The sequence below is a fragment of the Vreelandella rituensis genome (assembly GCF_003336665.1).
Lineage (GTDB): Bacteria > Pseudomonadota > Gammaproteobacteria > Pseudomonadales > Halomonadaceae > Vreelandella > Vreelandella rituensis.
In genome coordinates this window covers 21,982-39,489 of the sequence record NZ_QPIJ01000026.1, presented here as the reverse complement: position 1 = coordinate 39,489, position 17,508 = coordinate 21,982, and the positions used below count along the sequence as shown (strand labels likewise).

At 57.8% G+C, this 17,508-nt stretch carries 18 protein-coding genes and 1 tRNA gene; 15 read left to right on the top strand and 4 right to left on the bottom strand.

The window, feature by feature from the left end:
- Nucleotides 1-149: 149 nt before the first annotated feature.
- The 6 genes from DU506_RS11680 (at nt 150) to DU506_RS11655 (ending at nt 4,018) form a co-directional block, all read left to right on the top strand.
- Nucleotides 150-1,091: an ABC transporter ATP-binding protein gene (locus tag DU506_RS11680; protein WP_114487103.1), complete on the top strand. Its 942-nt coding sequence runs from the start codon at nt 150-152 to the stop codon at nt 1,089-1,091.
- The gene (locus DU506_RS11675; RefSeq protein ID WP_114487102.1) at nt 1,088-1,861 is read left to right on the top strand and encodes an ABC transporter permease; all 774 of its coding nucleotides are present in this window, start codon (nt 1,088-1,090) and stop codon (nt 1,859-1,861) included. The genes DU506_RS11680 and DU506_RS11675 overlap by 4 nt, the downstream gene beginning before the upstream one ends.
- A 2-nt stretch (nt 1,862-1,863) precedes the next feature.
- Nucleotides 1,864-2,700, top strand: a complete 837-nt coding sequence (queF, locus tag DU506_RS11670) for an NADPH-dependent 7-cyano-7-deazaguanine reductase QueF (RefSeq protein ID WP_114487101.1) — start codon at nt 1,864-1,866, stop codon at nt 2,698-2,700.
- 52 nt (nt 2,701-2,752) lie between these two features.
- A complete protein-coding gene (locus DU506_RS11665; RefSeq protein WP_114487100.1) occupies nt 2,753-3,313 on the top strand; it encodes a nitroreductase family protein in 561 nt (186 codons plus the stop codon).
- Between the two features lie 2 nt (nt 3,314-3,315).
- The gene (locus DU506_RS11660; RefSeq protein WP_114487099.1) at nt 3,316-3,837 is read left to right on the top strand and encodes a YiiD C-terminal domain-containing protein; all 522 of its coding nucleotides are present in this window, start codon (nt 3,316-3,318) and stop codon (nt 3,835-3,837) included.
- A 93-nt stretch (nt 3,838-3,930) separates the two neighbouring features.
- Nucleotides 3,931-4,018: transfer RNA gene (locus tag DU506_RS11655), tRNA-Ser, on the top strand.
- A 214-nt stretch (nt 4,019-4,232) separates the two neighbouring features.
- Here DU506_RS11655 and DU506_RS22495 read toward each other — a convergent pair.
- Entirely contained in the window at nt 4,233-4,355 is a 123-nt protein-coding gene (locus tag DU506_RS22495; RefSeq protein ID WP_268877321.1) for a hypothetical protein, read from the bottom strand.
- Between the two features lie 71 nt (nt 4,356-4,426).
- Between DU506_RS22495 and iscB the strand changes: the two genes are divergently transcribed.
- The 4 genes from iscB (at nt 4,427) to DU506_RS11640 (ending at nt 7,251) form a co-directional block, all read left to right on the top strand.
- Nucleotides 4,427-5,797 (top strand): RNA-guided endonuclease IscB, encoded by a 1,371-nt coding sequence (iscB, locus tag DU506_RS11650; protein WP_114487098.1) that lies wholly within the window; start codon nt 4,427-4,429, stop codon nt 5,795-5,797.
- Between the two features lie 90 nt (nt 5,798-5,887).
- The gene (locus DU506_RS22795; protein ID WP_220254357.1) at nt 5,888-6,040 is read left to right on the top strand and encodes a cold shock domain-containing protein; all 153 of its coding nucleotides are present in this window, start codon (nt 5,888-5,890) and stop codon (nt 6,038-6,040) included.
- A gap of 44 nt (nt 6,041-6,084) precedes the next feature.
- A complete protein-coding gene (locus DU506_RS21940) occupies nt 6,085-6,357 on the top strand; it encodes a DUF1294 domain-containing protein (RefSeq protein WP_220254358.1) in 273 nt (90 codons plus the stop codon).
- Nucleotides 6,358-6,417: 60 nt separating this feature from the next.
- Nucleotides 6,418-7,251: an ion transporter gene (locus DU506_RS11640; protein WP_114487097.1), complete on the top strand. Its 834-nt coding sequence runs from the start codon at nt 6,418-6,420 to the stop codon at nt 7,249-7,251.
- Nucleotides 7,252-7,306: 55 nt separating this feature from the next.
- Here the strand turns inward: DU506_RS11640 and DU506_RS11635 are convergent, their stop codons facing one another.
- Nucleotides 7,307-7,507: a response regulator gene (locus DU506_RS11635; protein WP_114487096.1), complete on the bottom strand. Its 201-nt coding sequence runs from the start codon at nt 7,505-7,507 to the stop codon at nt 7,307-7,309.
- Nucleotides 7,508-8,156: 649 nt separating this feature from the next.
- Here DU506_RS11635 and DU506_RS11630 point away from each other — a divergent pair.
- The 4 genes from DU506_RS11630 to DU506_RS11615 all read left to right on the top strand — a co-directional run bounded on the left by DU506_RS11630 (nt 8,157) and on the right by DU506_RS11615 (nt 13,175).
- Nucleotides 8,157-8,780: a hypothetical protein gene (locus tag DU506_RS11630; protein ID WP_220254355.1), complete on the top strand. Its 624-nt coding sequence runs from the start codon at nt 8,157-8,159 to the stop codon at nt 8,778-8,780.
- Between the two features lie 167 nt (nt 8,781-8,947).
- Nucleotides 8,948-10,549: an SLC13 family permease gene (locus tag DU506_RS11625; protein ID WP_235825548.1), complete on the top strand. Its 1,602-nt coding sequence runs from the start codon at nt 8,948-8,950 to the stop codon at nt 10,547-10,549.
- A gap of 112 nt (nt 10,550-10,661) precedes the next feature.
- Entirely contained in the window at nt 10,662-12,599 is a 1,938-nt protein-coding gene (locus DU506_RS11620) for a winged helix-turn-helix domain-containing protein (RefSeq protein ID WP_235825546.1), read from the top strand.
- 111 nt (nt 12,600-12,710) lie between these two features.
- Complete coding sequence (locus tag DU506_RS11615) at nt 12,711-13,175, top strand: hypothetical protein (RefSeq protein ID WP_114487094.1); 465 nt, start codon at nt 12,711-12,713, stop codon at nt 13,173-13,175.
- Nucleotides 13,176-13,332: 157 nt separating this feature from the next.
- Here the strand turns inward: DU506_RS11615 and DU506_RS11610 are convergent, their stop codons facing one another.
- On the bottom strand, nt 13,333-14,613 hold the full coding sequence (locus tag DU506_RS11610) for a M20/M25/M40 family metallo-hydrolase (RefSeq protein ID WP_114487093.1): 1,281 nt from the start codon (nt 14,611-14,613) through the stop codon (nt 13,333-13,335).
- Between the two features lie 286 nt (nt 14,614-14,899).
- On the bottom strand, nt 14,900-15,103 hold the full coding sequence (locus tag DU506_RS11605) for a cold-shock protein (protein ID WP_114487092.1): 204 nt from the start codon (nt 15,101-15,103) through the stop codon (nt 14,900-14,902).
- Between the two features lie 307 nt (nt 15,104-15,410).
- On the opposite strand from DU506_RS11605, the gene DU506_RS11600 reads away from it, so the two are divergent.
- Complete coding sequence (locus DU506_RS11600) at nt 15,411-17,363, top strand: metallophosphoesterase family protein (RefSeq protein ID WP_114487091.1); 1,953 nt, start codon at nt 15,411-15,413, stop codon at nt 17,361-17,363.
- Nucleotides 17,364-17,508 lie beyond the last annotated feature (145 nt).

The window sequence follows — 17,508 nt, the reverse complement described above, 5'->3', positions numbered from 1 at the left end:
TTCCTTCTTTTTCTCTTGCCGACCTTGGTTGGTGGGACGTTTTGCGTGTTTGCGATTCGGGCCACATGGTGGGCATGACTTGAAAATGGCTGTTATGCCCCGATATTCAGGGACCCGACTCATAATTTTTTTGCTGACAGGACATGTTCATGGCCGAACCGGCACTGTCCATCCGTGGGCTAACCAAAGTCTACGGTAATGGATTTCACGCGCTCAAAGGTATTGACCTGGATGTCGAGCAGGGCGATTTCTTTGCGCTACTGGGGCCCAATGGCGCGGGTAAATCGACCACGCTGGGGGTGGTTTGCTCACTGGTGCAGAAAACCGCTGGCCGGGTGACCATCTTCGGTATCGATATCGACAAGGACTTTGCCAAGGCCAAATACCATCTTGGCGTGGTGCCGCAGGAATTCAACTTCAACCAGTTCGAGAAGGTCGAAGACATCGTGCTCGCTCAGGCGGGTTACTATGGCATGTCACGTGCTGAAGCCTTGCCGCGTGCCGAGCAGTTGCTCAAGGATTTGAGCTTGTGGGACAAGCGTCACGGTAGCGCCCGGATGCTTTCTGGTGGCATGAAACGCCGTCTGATGATTGCTCGCGCCTTGATGCATCGCCCTAAGCTGTTGATTCTGGACGAGCCGACTGCCGGGGTGGATATCGAACTGCGCCGCAGCATGTGGGAGTACATGCGTCGTATCAATCGTGAGGAAGGCACCACCATCATTCTCACCACGCACTATCTGGAAGAGGCAGAAAGCCTGTGTCGCAATGTGGCGATCATCAACAATGGCGATATCATCCGAAACACCGGGGTGCGGGAACTGTTGGCGGAGCTGAATACCGAGACCTTCCTGATGGATCTGGCGCATCCCATCGAGCAACTGCCGGAGGTGGAAGGCTACGAGATACGCCAGGTGGAGCCCACTCAACTGGCTGTCGTGATCGATCGTGGCCAGCGTTTGAATGATGTTTTCAAGGTGCTCAGTGAAGAGGGCATACAGGTAATTTCGATGCGTAACCGCAGTAACCGCCTGGAGGAGATGTTTGTGTCGATGGTGAAAGGCGGTCAGAACACGGAGGTGCGCTCATGAATGCCAGTCAGACACTGATCGCTCTGTGGACGCTGGTGCTCAAGGAGATCAAGCGCTTTACCCGCATCTGGCCGCAAACGCTGCTTCCGCCTTCCATCACCATGACCATGTACTTCATTATCTTCGGCAACCTGATCGGTTCGCGCATTGGCGAGATGGACGGCTTCAGCTACATGGATTTCATCGTTCCCGGCCTGATCATGATGGCGGTGATCACCAATAGCTATTCCAATGTGGCCTCGTCGTTCTTTTCCAACAAGTTTCAACGCTCGATCGAAGAAATGATGGTCTCGCCGATGCCCAACTGGACCATCTTGATGGGATTCGTGTTCGGCGGCATGTCGCGTGGCTTGGGCGTGGGGCTGATCGTTACCCTGGTCTCGCTGTTTTTCACCCGGCTGAGTGTCGAGCATGCCTGGCTGACCGTGCTGGTAGTGGTGCTGACTTCCGCGCTTTTTTCAATCGGTGGCTTCATCAATGCGTTGCTGGCTGATAAATTCGATGATATTTCCATCGTGCCGACCTTTATCTTGACGCCATTGACGTACCTGGGCGGGGTTTTCTACTCGATCTCCATGCTGCCGGATTTCTGGCAGGGCGTATCGATGCTCAATCCCATCCTTTACATGGTCAACGTCTTTCGCTACGGCTTTTTGGGCGTCTCGGATATTCCCGTGGGTTGGGCGCTGACGGCTATCTTTGCTTTCATTGTGGTGCTGTTCGGCGTGGCCTTGTGGATGTTGGAACGCGGCAAAGGCATCAGGAGTTGAACATGACACAGGATCGCCCCGATACACTGGCGAATGCTCCTTTAGGCCGTGAGTCCGCCTACCCCGAGCACTATAATCCCGCCTTGCTGTACCCCATCGCGCGGGCTGCCAATCGGGCCCCACTCGGCATCGAAGAGGGCGCCTTGCCTTTCGTGGGTGAGGACGAATGGCACGCCTTCGAGATGTCCTGGCTCAACGCTCGCGGCAAGCCGCTGGTGGCGGTGGCACGTTTCCGGTTGCCGGCCGACTCGCCCAACCTGATCGAGTCAAAATCCTGGAAGCTCTACCTTAACAGCTTCAATCAGACCTGCTTCGAAAGCCAGAATGCGGTCATCAAGATGTTGGAGCAGGATCTTGGCGTGGCCGCTCGCGCCCCGGTAAAGGTAGAGCTAGTGGATGTGGACGACGAGACGCTGACACCGCGCAAGCTGCCGGGGGAGTGCCTGGATGAACTGGATATCGCGGTCAGCGACTACACGCCCAGCGCCGAGCATTTACAGGTAGGCGACGCCATTGTCGAAGAAACGCTTTATTCGCATCTGCTCAAGTCCAACTGCCCGGTAACCGGCCAGCCCGACTGGGGAAGTGTGTTGATCCGCTATCGCGGCCCCAAGCTCGACCGCGAAGGGTTGCTGCGTTATCTCATCGGTTACCGCCAGCATCAGGATTTTCATGAGCACTGTGTCGAGCATATATTCTGTGACCTGATGGCTCGAGCGACGCCTGAGCGACTTTTGGTAATGGCGCGTTACGTACGCCGTGGCGGGCTGGATATCAGCCCATGGCGGGGGACGCCCGGCGAACGGCCGCCCGAACCGCTACGCTTGGCGAGACAGTGAATCGGTGCATTAAAAGTCACACCGCGATCACCTTTTTGAAGCTGGAGGCAAGATGGATGCGATAACGCTGCTGCATGAGCGCAGTTCCATGGGCAAGTTGAGAGCACCGGCGCCGTCGCCTGAGCAATTGGAGGCCATCTATCGCGCAGCGCTACGCGCGCCAGATCACAAGGAACTGCGGCCTTGGCGGTTCATAGAATTCAGCGGCGAAGGGCTCGAGCGCCTGGGTGAGCTGTTTGCCGAAGCCGAGTTCCATGAAGACCCGCATGCCAGTGACACGCTCTTGAACTCGGCGCGCAAAAAGCCCCTGCGTGCCCCTATGGTGATCGCGGTCATCGCCAAGGTGACGCCGGATATTCCCAAGGTGCCCAAGGTCGAGCAGGTGATTTCCGCTGGCTGCGCCGCTCACGGCATTCTGCTGGCTACCCATGCATTGGGCCTGGGCGCCATGTGGCGCAGTGGCAAATATGCCTTCGACACCACGGTGCGTAAGGGTCTGGGGCTGGAAGAAGACGACGAGGTGGTGGCCTTCATTTATCTGGGCACGCTCGGGGGGCGGCACAAGCCGGTACCCACCCATCAGATCAGTGACTTCGTTGAACGTTGGGACTAAACATGACAGTGACTGCTCGCCAACCCGGCATTCCTCACCCACGCTTGGCGCTGCCTACCCCTCAAGCCCCGGAAGACCTGGAAGCCTTCCAGCGCTGGCTGAATGAGGCGATTCCCATGGTCTCGCAGCTGGGCATTCAAGCGATGCAGCAACAAGATGATTGGCTTGAGTGGCAGCTGGCGTTGACCCCGAACCTCAACGACAAGGGCACGGGTTTCGGCGGCGCATTTACCGCCCAGACGACCTTGCTTGGCTGGTGCTGGATCACATTATGGCTGCGTGAAAACGGCTTGGTCCGGGATGTAGTGGTCGCTGAAGCCTCGCAACGTTTCCTGGCACCGGTGACCCAGGATTACCGCCTGCGCTGCCGTCCAAGCGAGGCTGACGGCCCACAGCAACTCCAACAGCGGTTGCATGAGCGCGGTAAAGGGCGCATTCAGCTTACCCAGCAACTTTACTGCGGTGAAACCCTTTGTCTGGAAGCGTCCGGCAATTATGCCGTCTTGCCTCAACCCCCGGTATAAGCCAGAAAAGGCTTGTCATTTCGTACCTTAGCCGTTAGGATATGCGCCGTTCCGTTGAGAAAGCCAAGTGCTCAAAAACGGAGCGAAAAATGCGGAGGGGTGTCCGAGTGGTCGAAGGAGCACGCCTGGAAAGTGTGTAAGCCGCAAGGCTTCGAGGGTTCGAATCCCTCCCCCTCCGCCAGAACATCCCGAAAAAGCCCGCCATGAGCGGGCTTTTTTGTGTCTGTTGTTTCGCTAGCCCATACTTTGGACGTCGCTAACGCTGCGCCATTTACATGGGCGTTTGCCAGAGAAGGACTATGTCAACTACCTCGCCCTAAAGGACGAGGCTTGTGAAAGCAAGCCCGGTTGACCAGGGAAAGCGGTAGCCAACCCGCTACGTTTGCAATAGGTCGTCAAGACCCACCGCCGAATGCTTCGCTCAGTTCGGCGCTCTGGAAGATCAGGATCATGCTGGCGAAAGGTGAAGCGCCGAAGGTTCTGGTCGCTACCGCAAGGTAGGAGCCGGTTGCAGACATTCCCGAGGGGAGACAGGTTGGAAGACCTGCGTCACCAGGCCCGTAAGGGTTCTATTTAAGAAGGAGATCGCATGGCGGTGTTCGTATTGGGAAAGAACAAGCAGCCGTTGATGCCATGTAGCGAAAAACGCGCACGGCTATTGCTGGAGCGTGGTCGGGCGGTGGTGGTGAACCTGACGCCTTTCGTGATCCGCCTGCGTGATCGCTGCCTGAGTGACTGCGCCTTGCAGCTGACGTTGCTGGGCATTGATCCGGGCAGCAAGGAAACCGGCCTCGCGCTGATGCGTCTGGAAGAAAATGCAACGGACGAGCAAGCCCCGGCAATTCGCCATGTGCTTTGCCTGTTTCAGTTGGTGCATCGGGGCTTTCAGATTCGCCAAGCCTTAGAGCAGCGTGCCGGTTTTCGGCGTCGGCGTCGCAGCAAGAATCTGCGTTATCGTCAGCCGCGTTTTGATAACCGCACGCGCAAGAAGGGCTGGCTACCACCCAGCCTGCAACACCGAGTCGATACCACCATGGCCTGGGTGGGCAAGCTGTGCCGCTGGGCGCCGGTGACTCACCTGAGCATGGAGCTGGTGCGTTTCGATCTGCAGAAGATGGAACACCCCGAGATTTCCGGCATTGAGTATCAACAAGACACGCTCCTGGGCTATGAGGTGCGTGAATACCTGCTCGAAAAATGGGGTAGAGAGTGCGCCTACTGCGGTACCGGTGATACGCCCCTGGAGATCGAGCATGTGGTAGCGAAGTCTCGGAACGGCTCTAGCCGGGTGGCCAACCTGACCATCGCCTGTCACGACTGCAACCAGGCCAAGGACAGCCAGTGGCTTGCTGATTTCTTTGCCACCAACAAGGGACTCAAGAAACGCCTCAAAGCCAATGGCTTGTCGGCAGACGTCCGCCTTGAGCGCGTCCAGCGCCAGCTCAAATTACCGCTGCGGGATGCCACTGCCGTCAACGCCACCCGCTGGGCGTTGTATGGTTCCCTGAAAACCACCGGCCTGCCGGTCGTCGTGGGCAGTGGCGGTCGCACCCAGTACAACCGTCAGCGCCTGGGCATTCCCAAAACCCATGCGCTGGATGCGGCCTGCGTCGGCAAGTTCGACACCCTGAAAGGCTGGCGGGTACCCACCCAGGTCATCAAGGCCATGGGGCGCGGCAGTTATCAGCGCACCCGGCTCGACAAGTTCGGCTTTCCGCGTGGCTACCTGATGCGCCAAAAGCAAGTGAAGGGCTTTCAGACCGGCGATAGGGTCAGGGCGATTGTCCCGGCCGGCAAGAAGACCGGCAGCCACACGGGGCGCGTGGCGATTCGCAAGACCGGCAGTTTCAATATTCAGACCGAACAGGGCGCGGTCCAGGGTATCTCCTGGCGCCACTGCACCCTGCTGCAACGCGGTGATGGCTACGGCTACCACCCACTACCCACCATCCAACACTAAAGGAGGCGCGGACAGGGAGCCCCGAGTCGTGCTGCGCACGACGCGCTATCCCTCCCGGCGCTAAAGCAACCGGGTTTCCCGCGCAAAACGATGATGCGACAACAAGGCAAGGTGACCACTGGGAACGGCGAGCAGGGCTTCGGTTTTATAACGCCATCAGCTGGTGGTTCGCGGATTTTTGTGCATATCGGTGCGTTTCCCCGCAGTTGGCCGCTTTCTTTGCTGCCTTGCTCCACTGCGTGATTGTCGGAATCGCGCCTTTGACGGTCGTCGGCTTCTACGCTTTGATGAGTGCTGTATCCTTCGTCATGTACGCGTTGGATAAGTCGGCGGCGAGGCGTGGGGCTTGGCGCATTGCAGAGAAGACCCTTCATATCACGGACTTAATCGGAGGATGGCCGGGTGCTTTGGTTGCGCAGCGCGTGTTTCGCCATAAAACCAGGAAGCAGCCGTTCCAGTCCATCTTCTGGACGGCGGTCGTAGTCAACACTGGGGCGCTAGCTTGGCTGCTGCTCTCGGATGGGGCGGCGAGCCTCCGTGTCAACTTTGGGATTGGCTAACGAAGCGCTGGAGCCGATGGCAGAAGGTCTTCCGGGATGGTTCAAAAGTGGGGACATTCGATGAGCGACGACGGAACGAACAAGAATCCAGACGCGAAATCCACGGACACGGAGGAGCTGAAGCGAGAGCGATACGAGCTGCTCCAGCGTTTGGAGGGCTGGTTGGAAACGCCGATGCTAGTTCTCGCGTTCGTGTGGCTGGTGCTATTGATAATGGAGCTGGTTCGGGGCGAGAGCCAGCTGTTTTATTTTCTCGGCACGACTATCTGGGTCGTCTTCATTATCGATTTCGCTGTGAAACTGGTCCTGGCCCCGGACAAGGTCGTTTATCTCAAGAGTAACTGGCTGACCGCCATTGCCCTGTTGCTCCCCGCGCTGCGGATCTTCCGCGTCTACCGAGTGTTTCGGCTGCTCCGCCTGGCCAGGGCGGGGCGGGGGTTGCGTCTGGTCCGCGTCGTCAGTTCGCTGAACCGCGGGATGAAGGCACTGGGCGCGAGCTTGAGCCGACGGGGCTTCGGGTATGTGATTGCCCTCACCTTGCTGGTCACATTCGCCGGCGCGGCCGGAATGTACGCATTCGAGAACGAGGTGCCCGGCGGCCTGGACAGCTACGGCGAGGCGCTGTGGTGGACTGCCATGATCATGGCAACGATGGGCTCGGAGTACTGGCCGAAGACGGCCGAGGGGCGTGTGCTGTGCGTCTTTCTGGCGCTGTACGCCTTCGGAGTTTTCGGCTACGTGACAGCGGCGCTTGCCACCTTCTTTGTCGGCCGCGACGCCGACGATAACGATGCCGAAGTGGCAGGGGCCAAACAGCTGACCGCGGTCCGTGATGAAGTGAGCGCCTTGCGCGATGAGATCCGCGCGCTGTCGCGACAACCGCCGGAATTGTGAAGCGTATTCCAGGGACGTAAAGGTACGCCGAACCAAAATAAATTTGATATGCGTCTTAAAGGCCGTCGAGATCCGGATAGTCGTACTGGAAGCAGGCGGCGATGGGCGGCCTGTCCTTGAGCAATGGGAGGAAGTCCTGCCCGGGTGCCACGGTCTCAAGGTGGTACCCATGCCGTTTCAAGGCGTCATGGTACTTATCTTCGATCGGTTCCTGCAGGGTTCGCAGTACGATAAGAATGTAATTATGAGCGATCATCAATGTCCCCCAGCGCTCACACTGTCGTTGTGCAACAGAATGAGAAATGCCTTGCTCGGCAATAGCGCCTATGAGTGCAACGTTTCTTTAAGTTTTTTCATGACGTCTTGACTAACCGTTTTATTGTTTCCAATTGCTTTGAATAGAACTGTTGCGTCTGTTGTTCTCCGATGCACAAACGCTGAAATTAATTATAGTTTAGTTGGTCTGAAAAAAAAGACTGAAGGATCTTATAAAAAAGAATTAAATATCAGATTAAAAAGCGTGAAATGTAGAATATGGCCAAGTGCCTTTGAGTAAACTTTTGTGGAGATGGCGTCCACAAGATCATGTTTTATATAAAGAATCTTAGCTAGCACTTGGGTGCCTGTGCCGTCTGTCTGATCCTGTGGCCCTTCCCGGCATCCGCCCGCCAGACTGATCAAGCCCGATACCAGCCACCATCGAGCAGGTCGCCAGGAGGGTACTTTCTGATGTCGCTTGACGATCGTTTGAGACCACGCTGAATTCTCACGAAATTCTCATTACTTTTTCACTCCGCAAAGCGGGCCTGGCGCTATAAGTGAGCTGTGCCGGAACTTGTCCGGCACAAGGCCGCGCGACCAGCGGTGGTCACGTCAGTCTGAGCATCAGCCCAAGGAGAACAGTCATGCTGACAATACGAGCCAAGAGCAATCATCCGAGCCGGTTCAGCGGCGCCATCATTTCCACCGTTATCATTGGCAGCTTGGGCCTGTCTGCCCCTGTCCTGGGCACAGCGTCGGAGCGCAGTGAGGCCGAAACTCGCGCCATCATTGAGGAGGCTCTCAGTGCTGCTCCGCCCCAGGTCGCACGGACAGCGACAGTGATCGACCTTGACGGCAACGTGGTCCGTGAGGGCAGTGGTGCATACACCTGCCTGCCGGGGCCGCCGGGGTTTGGTGGTCCCATGTGCCACGATGAGCAGTTCATGAAATGGATGCAGGCCTTCATGAACGGAGAAGAGGCTCCGCCTGTATCGGAGATTGGCACATCCTACATGCTGGCAGGAGACTCCCTCGACGGCGGTGCCAGCAATATCGACCCTGCGGCAAGCACGCCCACCGCGGATAATCAGTGGGTGGTTGAAGGTCCCCATGTCATGCTCATCGTGCCTGACCCGGCGCTGTTGGAAGGGCTGCCCACAACGCCTGACGCAAACGGACCCTATGTGATGTGGCCGGACTCCCCCTACGCCCACGTCATGTGGCCGGTGGATGAGCGCCCTCGGCAGCGCCTGCCCGCCGATCAATGAAACCAGTAAATGGGTCATCTAAGTAAATGGGTCGTCTAGCTGTTGTTGGGCTATGGTAAAGCGATATTCCATAGAGCGGCTGATGCCGCCACGCCATGCGGCTAGCCAGTCAGCCTCAGCCGTTAAACGTATGCATGAGAACGTAAGCAGTGGGGGAGGACGTCACAATGGCCAATGGACCTCGCCAGCAAGGGGAATACGAAGATTTTTCCGAGGAGCAGGGACCCAGTGGGCGTTCCGCGAAAATGACGTGGGGTCTGCGCGCCTTCGGGTTGATCATGGCGCTGCTGGTCTGGACCGCCATGGGGTTCGCCGAGGACCTGTCGTCGGATGCGCGCTGGGTGGCGACGATCGCCACTCTGATGGCGGTCTGGTGGATGACCGAGGCGATCCCGCTTTCGGCGACGGCCCTTTTACCGATCGTGCTGATACCCATGCTGACGGCACGGACCGTTGGTGAGTCCACGGCGCCTTACGCAAGCTCCATTGTGTTTCTGTTCCTCGGCGGTTTCTTGATCGCCATCGCGATGGAGAAATGGAATCTCCATCGGCGCATTGCGCTCTTGACGCTTGCCCGGGTCGGGGTCGAGCCGAAGCGAATCGTGCTCGGCATGATGCTCGCCACGGGCTTTCTCTCCATGTGGGTTTCGAACACCGCAACGACACTGATGATGCTGCCGATCGGGCTGTCCGTGCTTCGTCTGGTGGCGGAGCGCAGCGGTGAGACCGTAGAAACGACGGCCAACCCCGACGACCATCACCGGGCCGGCCACGTTGACTTCATCCATGACGACAACATCAAACGGTTCGGTGTCTGCCTGCTGCTGGCGATCGCCTGGTCGGCGAGCATGGGTGGCCTCGGCACCTTGCTGGGTAGCCCGCCGAACGCCATCGTCGCCGGCTACGCCGCTGACGAGCTAGGCCGTAGCATCGGCTTTCTCGAATGGATGATGCTCGGTGTGCCGCTGGCTTTCACCTTCATCTTGGTGGGTTGGGTGCTGATGACCCGCGTGCTTTATCGGTTCGACATCGCGGATATTCCCGGTGGCAAGGAAATGATCGACGGCGAGATCGACAAGCTCGGCAACCTCAGTCAGGGCGAGAAGATGGTGATGATCGTCTTCGGCTCGGCGGCGTTTCTGTGGGTCGTGCCTGGACTGCTCGCTACCCTCCCCGGGGTGGGTGATATATTGGGGCCGCTTGGCGACCTCAACGACACCGCCATCGCCATCGCTGCCGGCATCGCGATGTTCATCCTGCCCGGGAGAGGCCGGGGCGAGATGGTGCTGACGTGGCAGGACGCCGAGGATGGGTTGCCCTGGGGTGTATTGCTGCTGTTCGGCGGTGGCCTGAGCCTTGCCGGCGCGGTCGCGGGAACCGGCCTGGACAGCTGGTTCGGCCAGCAGATGACCGGGCTGGAGGTGCTGCCAATCCTGCTGGTGGTAGCCGCCGTGGCAACGCTCATCCTCTTCCTCACGGAGATCACTAGCAATACGGCGACGGCCGCGACCTTCATCCCCGTGCTCGGGGGCGTGGCGGTGGGCATCGGTGCCGACCCGATGACTCTACTTATCCCGGCGGCTTTCGCCGCAACCTGTGCCTTCATGCTGCCGGTCGGCACTCCCCCGAATGCCATCGTCTTCGGCACCGGCGCGGTCAGCATCGCCCAGATGGCGCGTGGTGGCATCGTCCTCAACGTCATCGGGATCGTCTTGATCACAGGCTTCTGTTACATGATTGGCGGCTTCGCGCTCGGGCTGCAGTTCTGATGTAAGTTCCTTGCCCAGAGCGCAGTGACTGTCTCAGAGGGTGTTTGGGCTATGCTGAACTCAGGCATCAGCCGGGCCTGAACACAAAGAGAAACCAGCCATGTGGCAAAGGATGTCGGAGTTGACGGCCAGCCGGGTACATCAGGCTTTCGTTGGTCGCACTAGTGAACTCGATGCCCTGCGCGGCGTGTTTGCGACAGCGGGGCCGCAGGTGGTGCATGTCTATGGTATTGCCGGCATCGGCAAGACGGCACTGCTGCACATCCTGGCGGCCGAGGCGAGAGACGCAGGCGCTACCGTCATCCGGCTGGATTGCCGCCACATAGAGCCGACAGAGACGGGGTTTCTTCAGGCGCTGGAAGGCGCCATTGGCGGTGGGGATCCGGACATGGATACGCTCGTGGAGCGACTGGGTCGGCTGGGCTCCTTGGTGCTTCTCGCCCTGGACAGCTATGAAGTGTTTAGGCTGCTCGATACCTGGTTACGGCAGATATTTGTCGCGCTGTTGCCGGATAACGTTCGGATACTTTTTTTCAGTCGCCAACGTCCCTTGGATGCCTGGTTTTCGGCGCCGGACTGGGGGCGATTAGTTCAATGCGTGCCGTTAGAGCCCCTGAGCCAATCGGAGGCAAAAGCGCTCCTGAGCGTGCATGGTATGCAAGACGAGGATGCGGCATTCCTTGCCCGGGCCACCCATGGCCATCCGCTGACACTGAAGCTAGCGGCGGCTGCCAGTCGGGAAAATAACGTTCGGTCCTGGCCGCAAGAGACAGTGTTGCAGCATGCGGTCGATGAACTGAGCCGTATGTTTCTTGCCGATGTGGATGACCCGGTGAGCCGGCGCGTGCTGCAGGGAGCTGTGGTGCTGCGTCGGGTCACCGTTTCCCTGTTGCAGGCACTGTTTCCAGAACTTGCCCCTCAAGATGCCTACGAGCGGCTACGCAGGTTGCCATTCGTGGATGGCGTGCATGATGGACTGATTATCCACGAGGCCGTTCGTGATTCGCTCGCCCGTTCCTTGCATGCAAGCGACCCCAGCCGTTATCTGAACTACCGCCGGTCAGCCTGGCGACAGCTGGTTGTCGAGGCGCAGTCCGCCGCCAGTGACGATCTCTGGCGCTACACCGCGGACATGCTCTATCTAATTGAAAACCCTGTGGTGCGGGAGGCTTTTTTCCCGACCGGTACGGTGCTTCACACGGTGGAAGTGGCACATCCCCAAGATACTGAGGCCCTTGCCGGCATTGTTCGCGCTCATGATGGAAGTCAGGCCAGTGAGTTGCTGCTGCAATGGTGGCGGCGCTTGCCGCAGGCTTTTTCCATTGTGCGAGGGCAGACGGGGCAGGTTGAAGGTCTGTACTGCAAGCTGCGTTCCGACCGGATTGAACCCACTTGGTTGCTTAGTGACCCGGTGACCGCCCAGTGGTACTCGCATCTTGAACAGAAACCCCTGCGGCCGGGGGAGGTGGCGCTGTTTTGCCGCCGCTGGCTGAGCCTCAATGAAGGCGATTCACCCAGTGAAATACAGGCGGCTGTCTGGCTGGATCTTAAGCGTAGCTACATGGAGCTGCGCCCTGGGCTGCGGCGGGTCTATCTTGCGGCTACCGATCTTGGCGCCTACAGCCAGGTGGCGCAGTGCCTGGGGTTTGAAGTGCTTGCCGGGCGGGAAGTAGAGCTGGATGGTCTCAGCTATTCGAGTGCGGTGCTCGATTTCGGGCCAGCATCCGTGGATGGCTGGTTGGCGGAGCTTGCAGCAGCAGAACTGGGAATAAAGCGTGCCCCTGCCTTGTTGGATGTCGAAGCCCGACAGCTGAGGTTGGCAGAGGGTGCCGTTGCCCTCACGCCGCTGGAGTTTGGCGTCATGCGCTACCTGGTGGAGCGCCAGGGTAAGGCCGTGTCCCGCAGTGAGCTTTTGCAGCATGTCTGGGGCACCAGTTATCAGGGAGGCAGCAACGTGGTCGATGCCGTTGTGCGCACCTTGCGCCGCAAGCTTGGCGGCCAGTCTGGGCGGGTCGAGACGTTGACCGGTGTGGGCTATCGGCTGCGATGATCGATTATCGTCTAATATGATTTATGTGGCTTCTGTATCAATGGCTGTGAAGAAAGTACGAGTTTTAAACTAATTCAGTCGCTTAGCTTGAAAAGCTAGAAGGAGGACATTGTGTTCAGGACGATATTTATCCCAGCGGCGATGACCGCAGCGCTCGCCGGCGCTACGCCCGTCCTTGCGCAGCAGGACAGCCAAGGTGATTACAGTCATCAAGAACAGCAAGACTCTCGGGAAGGGATGAGGCAAGACGCCGAAAGCTGGGACCATGAGCCAGGGCGTGAAAGCCGCAACCCAGGCCCCGATATTCAAGGCGAAGCCGAGGCACAGCTGGAAAAATCTCGGGAAGGGATGAGGCAAGACGCCGAAAGCTGGAATTCTGAGCCAGGGCGTGAAAGCCGCAACCCAGGCCCCGATATTCAAGACGAAGCCGAGGCTCAGCTGGAAGACTCTCGGGAAGGGATGAGGCAAGAGACCGAAAGCTGGAATTCTGAACCAGGGCGCGAAAGTCAGAATCCAGGTCCCAATCTGCGGGAGGGGAATGGGCCACAGGCCGAGTCCCGAGATACCAATGAGTGACACCTATGTTCCGTAGTGCCTTGTTCCATAGTACTTTGTTCCATAGTACCTTGAAGGCTCAGCCGAGTCCTACAAAAGGCGCGCAGAATAAGTATGCGCGCCTTTTCATTGGGTGCTGACCCGCTCTGAACGATGATGCCATCGCTCGGCAAGTACTTTAGGCGCTGGGCGGTTTCGTCTCCGCTGTATCCACTTCGTCTTTTTCCGGCTTGGCCGACCCCTGGTGTTGCAAGGTTCCGGCTTGGTCCAGGCGTGGGTGGTTGTCGAGAAATTCACGCTGAAGATCAGGCAGGGCATCCAAGGCCTGTAGGGTATATGTCAGCGCATGCACGGCTGCCAGCACGTCCTGCGTATTGCCGGTTTCCGAGATGGTATGCATATTGCGGATCGGGAAGCCAATGGAGGTGGCGGCGCAATCCACTGCGGCCAATACGCCGGCCATGCCATCGGTACCGGTATCCGGACCCACCATGTCGCGCTGCATGGGGATGTCGTGCTTCTTGGCGGTGGTCTCGATGATCCGGTTCAATTGTTCACTGGCGATAGCACCCACCGCCATGGTGAAGCCTTTGCCCATTTCCAGCGGTTGCATGCGCTTGTCACCGATGCCGGGCGCCGCCACGTAATCGTGGTTCACGTCCACCCCTATCACCACATCCGGCCTGAGTTCACCGGCCAGCACTCGGCTGCCGAACCGGCCGATCTCCTCATAGCTTGCGACGGCGAAGAGCACGCGTACCTGTTGCGTGCCGCCTGCCTCGGCGATTAGGCGTGCCACTTCGGTAGTGACAAAGCACCCCAGGCCGTTATCCAGATAGGCGCCATAGAAAGTGTCGGGGCTGAAGCCGGGGCGGATGGGGCGGTCCAGAATGATGGAGTCACCCGGGCGAACGCCGAGATTCAATATCTGCTGTTTCTTGTTCTCTCCATGAATCTGCAGATCCAGGTAGATCTGTTCTTTCTTGATCCCTTTATCTCCCGCGCGAACCGACGGGTCGGCAAAGTGAATGGCGCCCAGGGCCTCCACCGTACCGCCTTCGATCACCCGGTAACTGCCGGGTTGTTCCGGGTCTTCGCTGAATAGCTTGACCTCGTGGCCGATAAGCACGGTCGGCAGAAAAGAATCGGTGTTGATCCAGATCTTGCCGTCGTCACCGATGCTGCGCACCTGCATGCGAATCTTGTCCGCATGGCCGATGAGCATCACTTTGAACAGGTCGTCGCGACCGGGATGAGTGTCCAGTACCACGCCGGCGCTTCCCTTGTACTGGTGCATGTGCCAGTCCTTGGGTGCGAAGGTCTCGAAATAGGGTTTGAGCACGCCGTAAGTCATGGCGCCTTCCAGGCCAACCGGGCTTGGGGCATCCAGAATGCTGCGCATCAGACTGAACTGTTGCTTCGGCATCGGTTGAGTCCAGGGCTTTTTCACTTCGCTCATGGGGTTTACTCTTTTCGTTGGTTCAGGGAGACGGGATGTTGGTAACTATGTATTGATAGCTATGTATTGGTAACCGTGTGTTGATAACCATGTATTAATGACTATGTGTTCAGTTTGCCAGATTGCAATGGGTGCTGGGGAGACTTGAATGCGTTGCATGCCGTTTGAGCGGTTACGGTTGTTTTGGCAAGCAAGGTTGGTAAACAGGCATAAAAAAAACCAGGCCCGCATAAGCGGACCTGGTTTTTCGAAGCCTTTCGGCTCGAAGCTCGTAACTAAGGGATAGTTAGGCGAGCTGGATATTTGAAGCTTGGAGGCCTTTCTTGCCTTGGGTCACGTCAAAAGAGACGTTTTGACCGTCTTGCAAGGATTTGAAGCCTTCAGCTTGAATTTCTGAGAAGTGAGCGAACAGATCGTCGCCGCCGTCAGCAGGAGTAATAAAGCCGAAACCTTTAGCGTCGTTAAACCACTTAACTGTGCCAGTTGCCATGTGATGATTCCTTTGCGCTTAGCGCTATAATACAAGTTGCCGGGTGTTGCCCCGAAGTGTAGCGGGTAGAACAAGGGGATATGACCAGACCACCGAAAGAATCGACTACAACTGTCAATATTCACTACTTGCTAACCAACTGGCAGTAAGATTCTCACATCTGTGGGGTGATGTCAACTTAATTGAAAGAGGACCTGATGCTGTCTCGCTGATAAGCTCTGCTCCAGTGCCAAGGCCGGTTGTTAGCCTAGGTGTTTGCCGCGTCGCCGTGAGCCGCCATGACAGACATTAATAGTACAGGTCGTAAATGACATCTACCGATTTCGATTCCTTTCATGAACCGCTGCCCGATGTTTTAGCGGGTCCCTTATTAAGACGCATCACGCCAAAACGCCTGCTGATCTGGTTGGTGGGCTCATGTGCTCTTGAGCTTAGTTTGTTGTTGCAACCTGCGGGAAAGCCCCCGCGTCGGTTGAATCTCAAGGCCGAGCGGCTCAGGCGCATACCGCTTGGTCGCCATGCCTGGTTGCATCTGATCGATGTCAGCCTGGCGACTCCCTTGCCTACCGGGGTCCGTATTGATTATGACCTTAAAATCATCCATGCCGAGGGCGAAACCGGTATTGCCGGCTGGGCGCCTCATTTACTCCAACAAGGTGCTGGTTACCCTGGCTTCGTGATTGCAGAGCAACATCATCGCTTATTGCACGGCTCTTGCCGCAAGCCGCATTACGATGGCCCGGATGGCCTGGTCAGAGCCGATAGCTGGTTGGCCGAGCGATGCGACACGCCAAGCGAATGGCCCGCTTGGCTATTGATGAGTGGCGACCAAGTCTACGCTGATGATGTGGCAGGCCCCATGCTGGCTGCCATTCATGCACTAATTCACCGTTTGGAACTATTCGACGAACCTTTGGCCGGCGCCACGGTTGCTGATAGCCAGGCGCTGTATAGCGCTGCTGCGACCTATTACCGCCGCGAAGCGTTGCTGCCCGATGTCGAGAGCAGCACGGCCCTGCGTGAACGGTTCTTCGGCGGAGTGCGCAAGCCCGTCTTTACCTCGGCGAACGCCCAGAATCACTTGATCACCTTCGCCGAGGTCATCGCCATGTATCTGCTTGTGTGGTCGCCAACGCCCTGGCGACTGATCAACCTGGCGGAGCCACCATTGAATGAAAACGATCTCGGGTTATTCAAACGGGAACGGGCAATTATCGAGCGCTTCGTGGAAGGCTTGCCTGCCTGCGCTCGGCTACTGGCGCATTTGCCGACCCTGATGATATTTGATGATCATGATGTTACCGATGATTGGAATCTTACACCGGACTGGGAAAATGCAGCCTATGGCCATCCTTTTTCGAAACGGATTATCGGTAACGCTTTAATGGGCTATCTGCTCTGTCAAGGGTGGGGTAACGACCCGGATCGACTTGCTGAACCGATAAACAACCTGGCTACCTTGCTGGAGCAAGCCAAGGACGAACAGGGCTGGCTGCCTGCGCTGGCGCATGACGAGCATATCCAGCGACTGCTGGATTTCCAGGGCTGGGATTACCAGGTGCCGGGGACGCCGTTGTTGCTGGTGCTCGACACTCGCACCCGTCGTTGGCGCAGTGAAAGCAACCTGGGGCATCCTTCAGGATTGATGGACTGGGAGTCTCTGACGGAATTGCAACATGCCATGCTGGATGCGCCCTCGGTGATCATTGTGTCGCCGGCCCCCATGTTCGGGGTCAAGTTGATCGAAACTATCCAGAAGATGTTTACCTTGGCTGGAAAGCCGCTGCTGGTGGATGCCGAAAACTGGATGGCGCATCGCGGCGCTGCAAATGTGATGCTCAACATCTTTCGCCACGGCCGTACCCCGGGTAACTATGTGGTCCTTTCCGGGGACGTGCATTATTCCTTTGTCTATGACATTTACCTTCGTCGTTTGCGCGAGAAGGGGCCCCGGCTTTGGCAGATTACCTCCAGTGGCATCAAGAATGCCTTCCCGAAGACACTGCTTGATTGGTTTGATCGGCTCAATCGCTGGCTTTACGCCCCCTGGTCTCCGCTTAACTGGTTCACAAAACGCCGACGCCTGGAAATTCATCCCCGCGACCCTGATCGGGCAAGAGCCGGCGAGCGCCTGTGGAATGGCTCGGGCATCGGACTGGTGGATTTTGACAACCAGGGACGCCCGAGCAATATCCGACAACTTGATGCCCGGGGCTTCGATGTGACCTTTCCTGCCCCAAAGCGCAATCCATATAAATGAAACCGGGCACGCTGAGCGCGTTGTGCCATCTCCTTCTATAGTGAGATGGCTATCGCATTTACACGGGGAAAGTTCCGCACAAGCCAGTTAGCGGTAGGCAGAAAAAACCTGACATCACCGACATTATGGATCAATAAGGAGGACA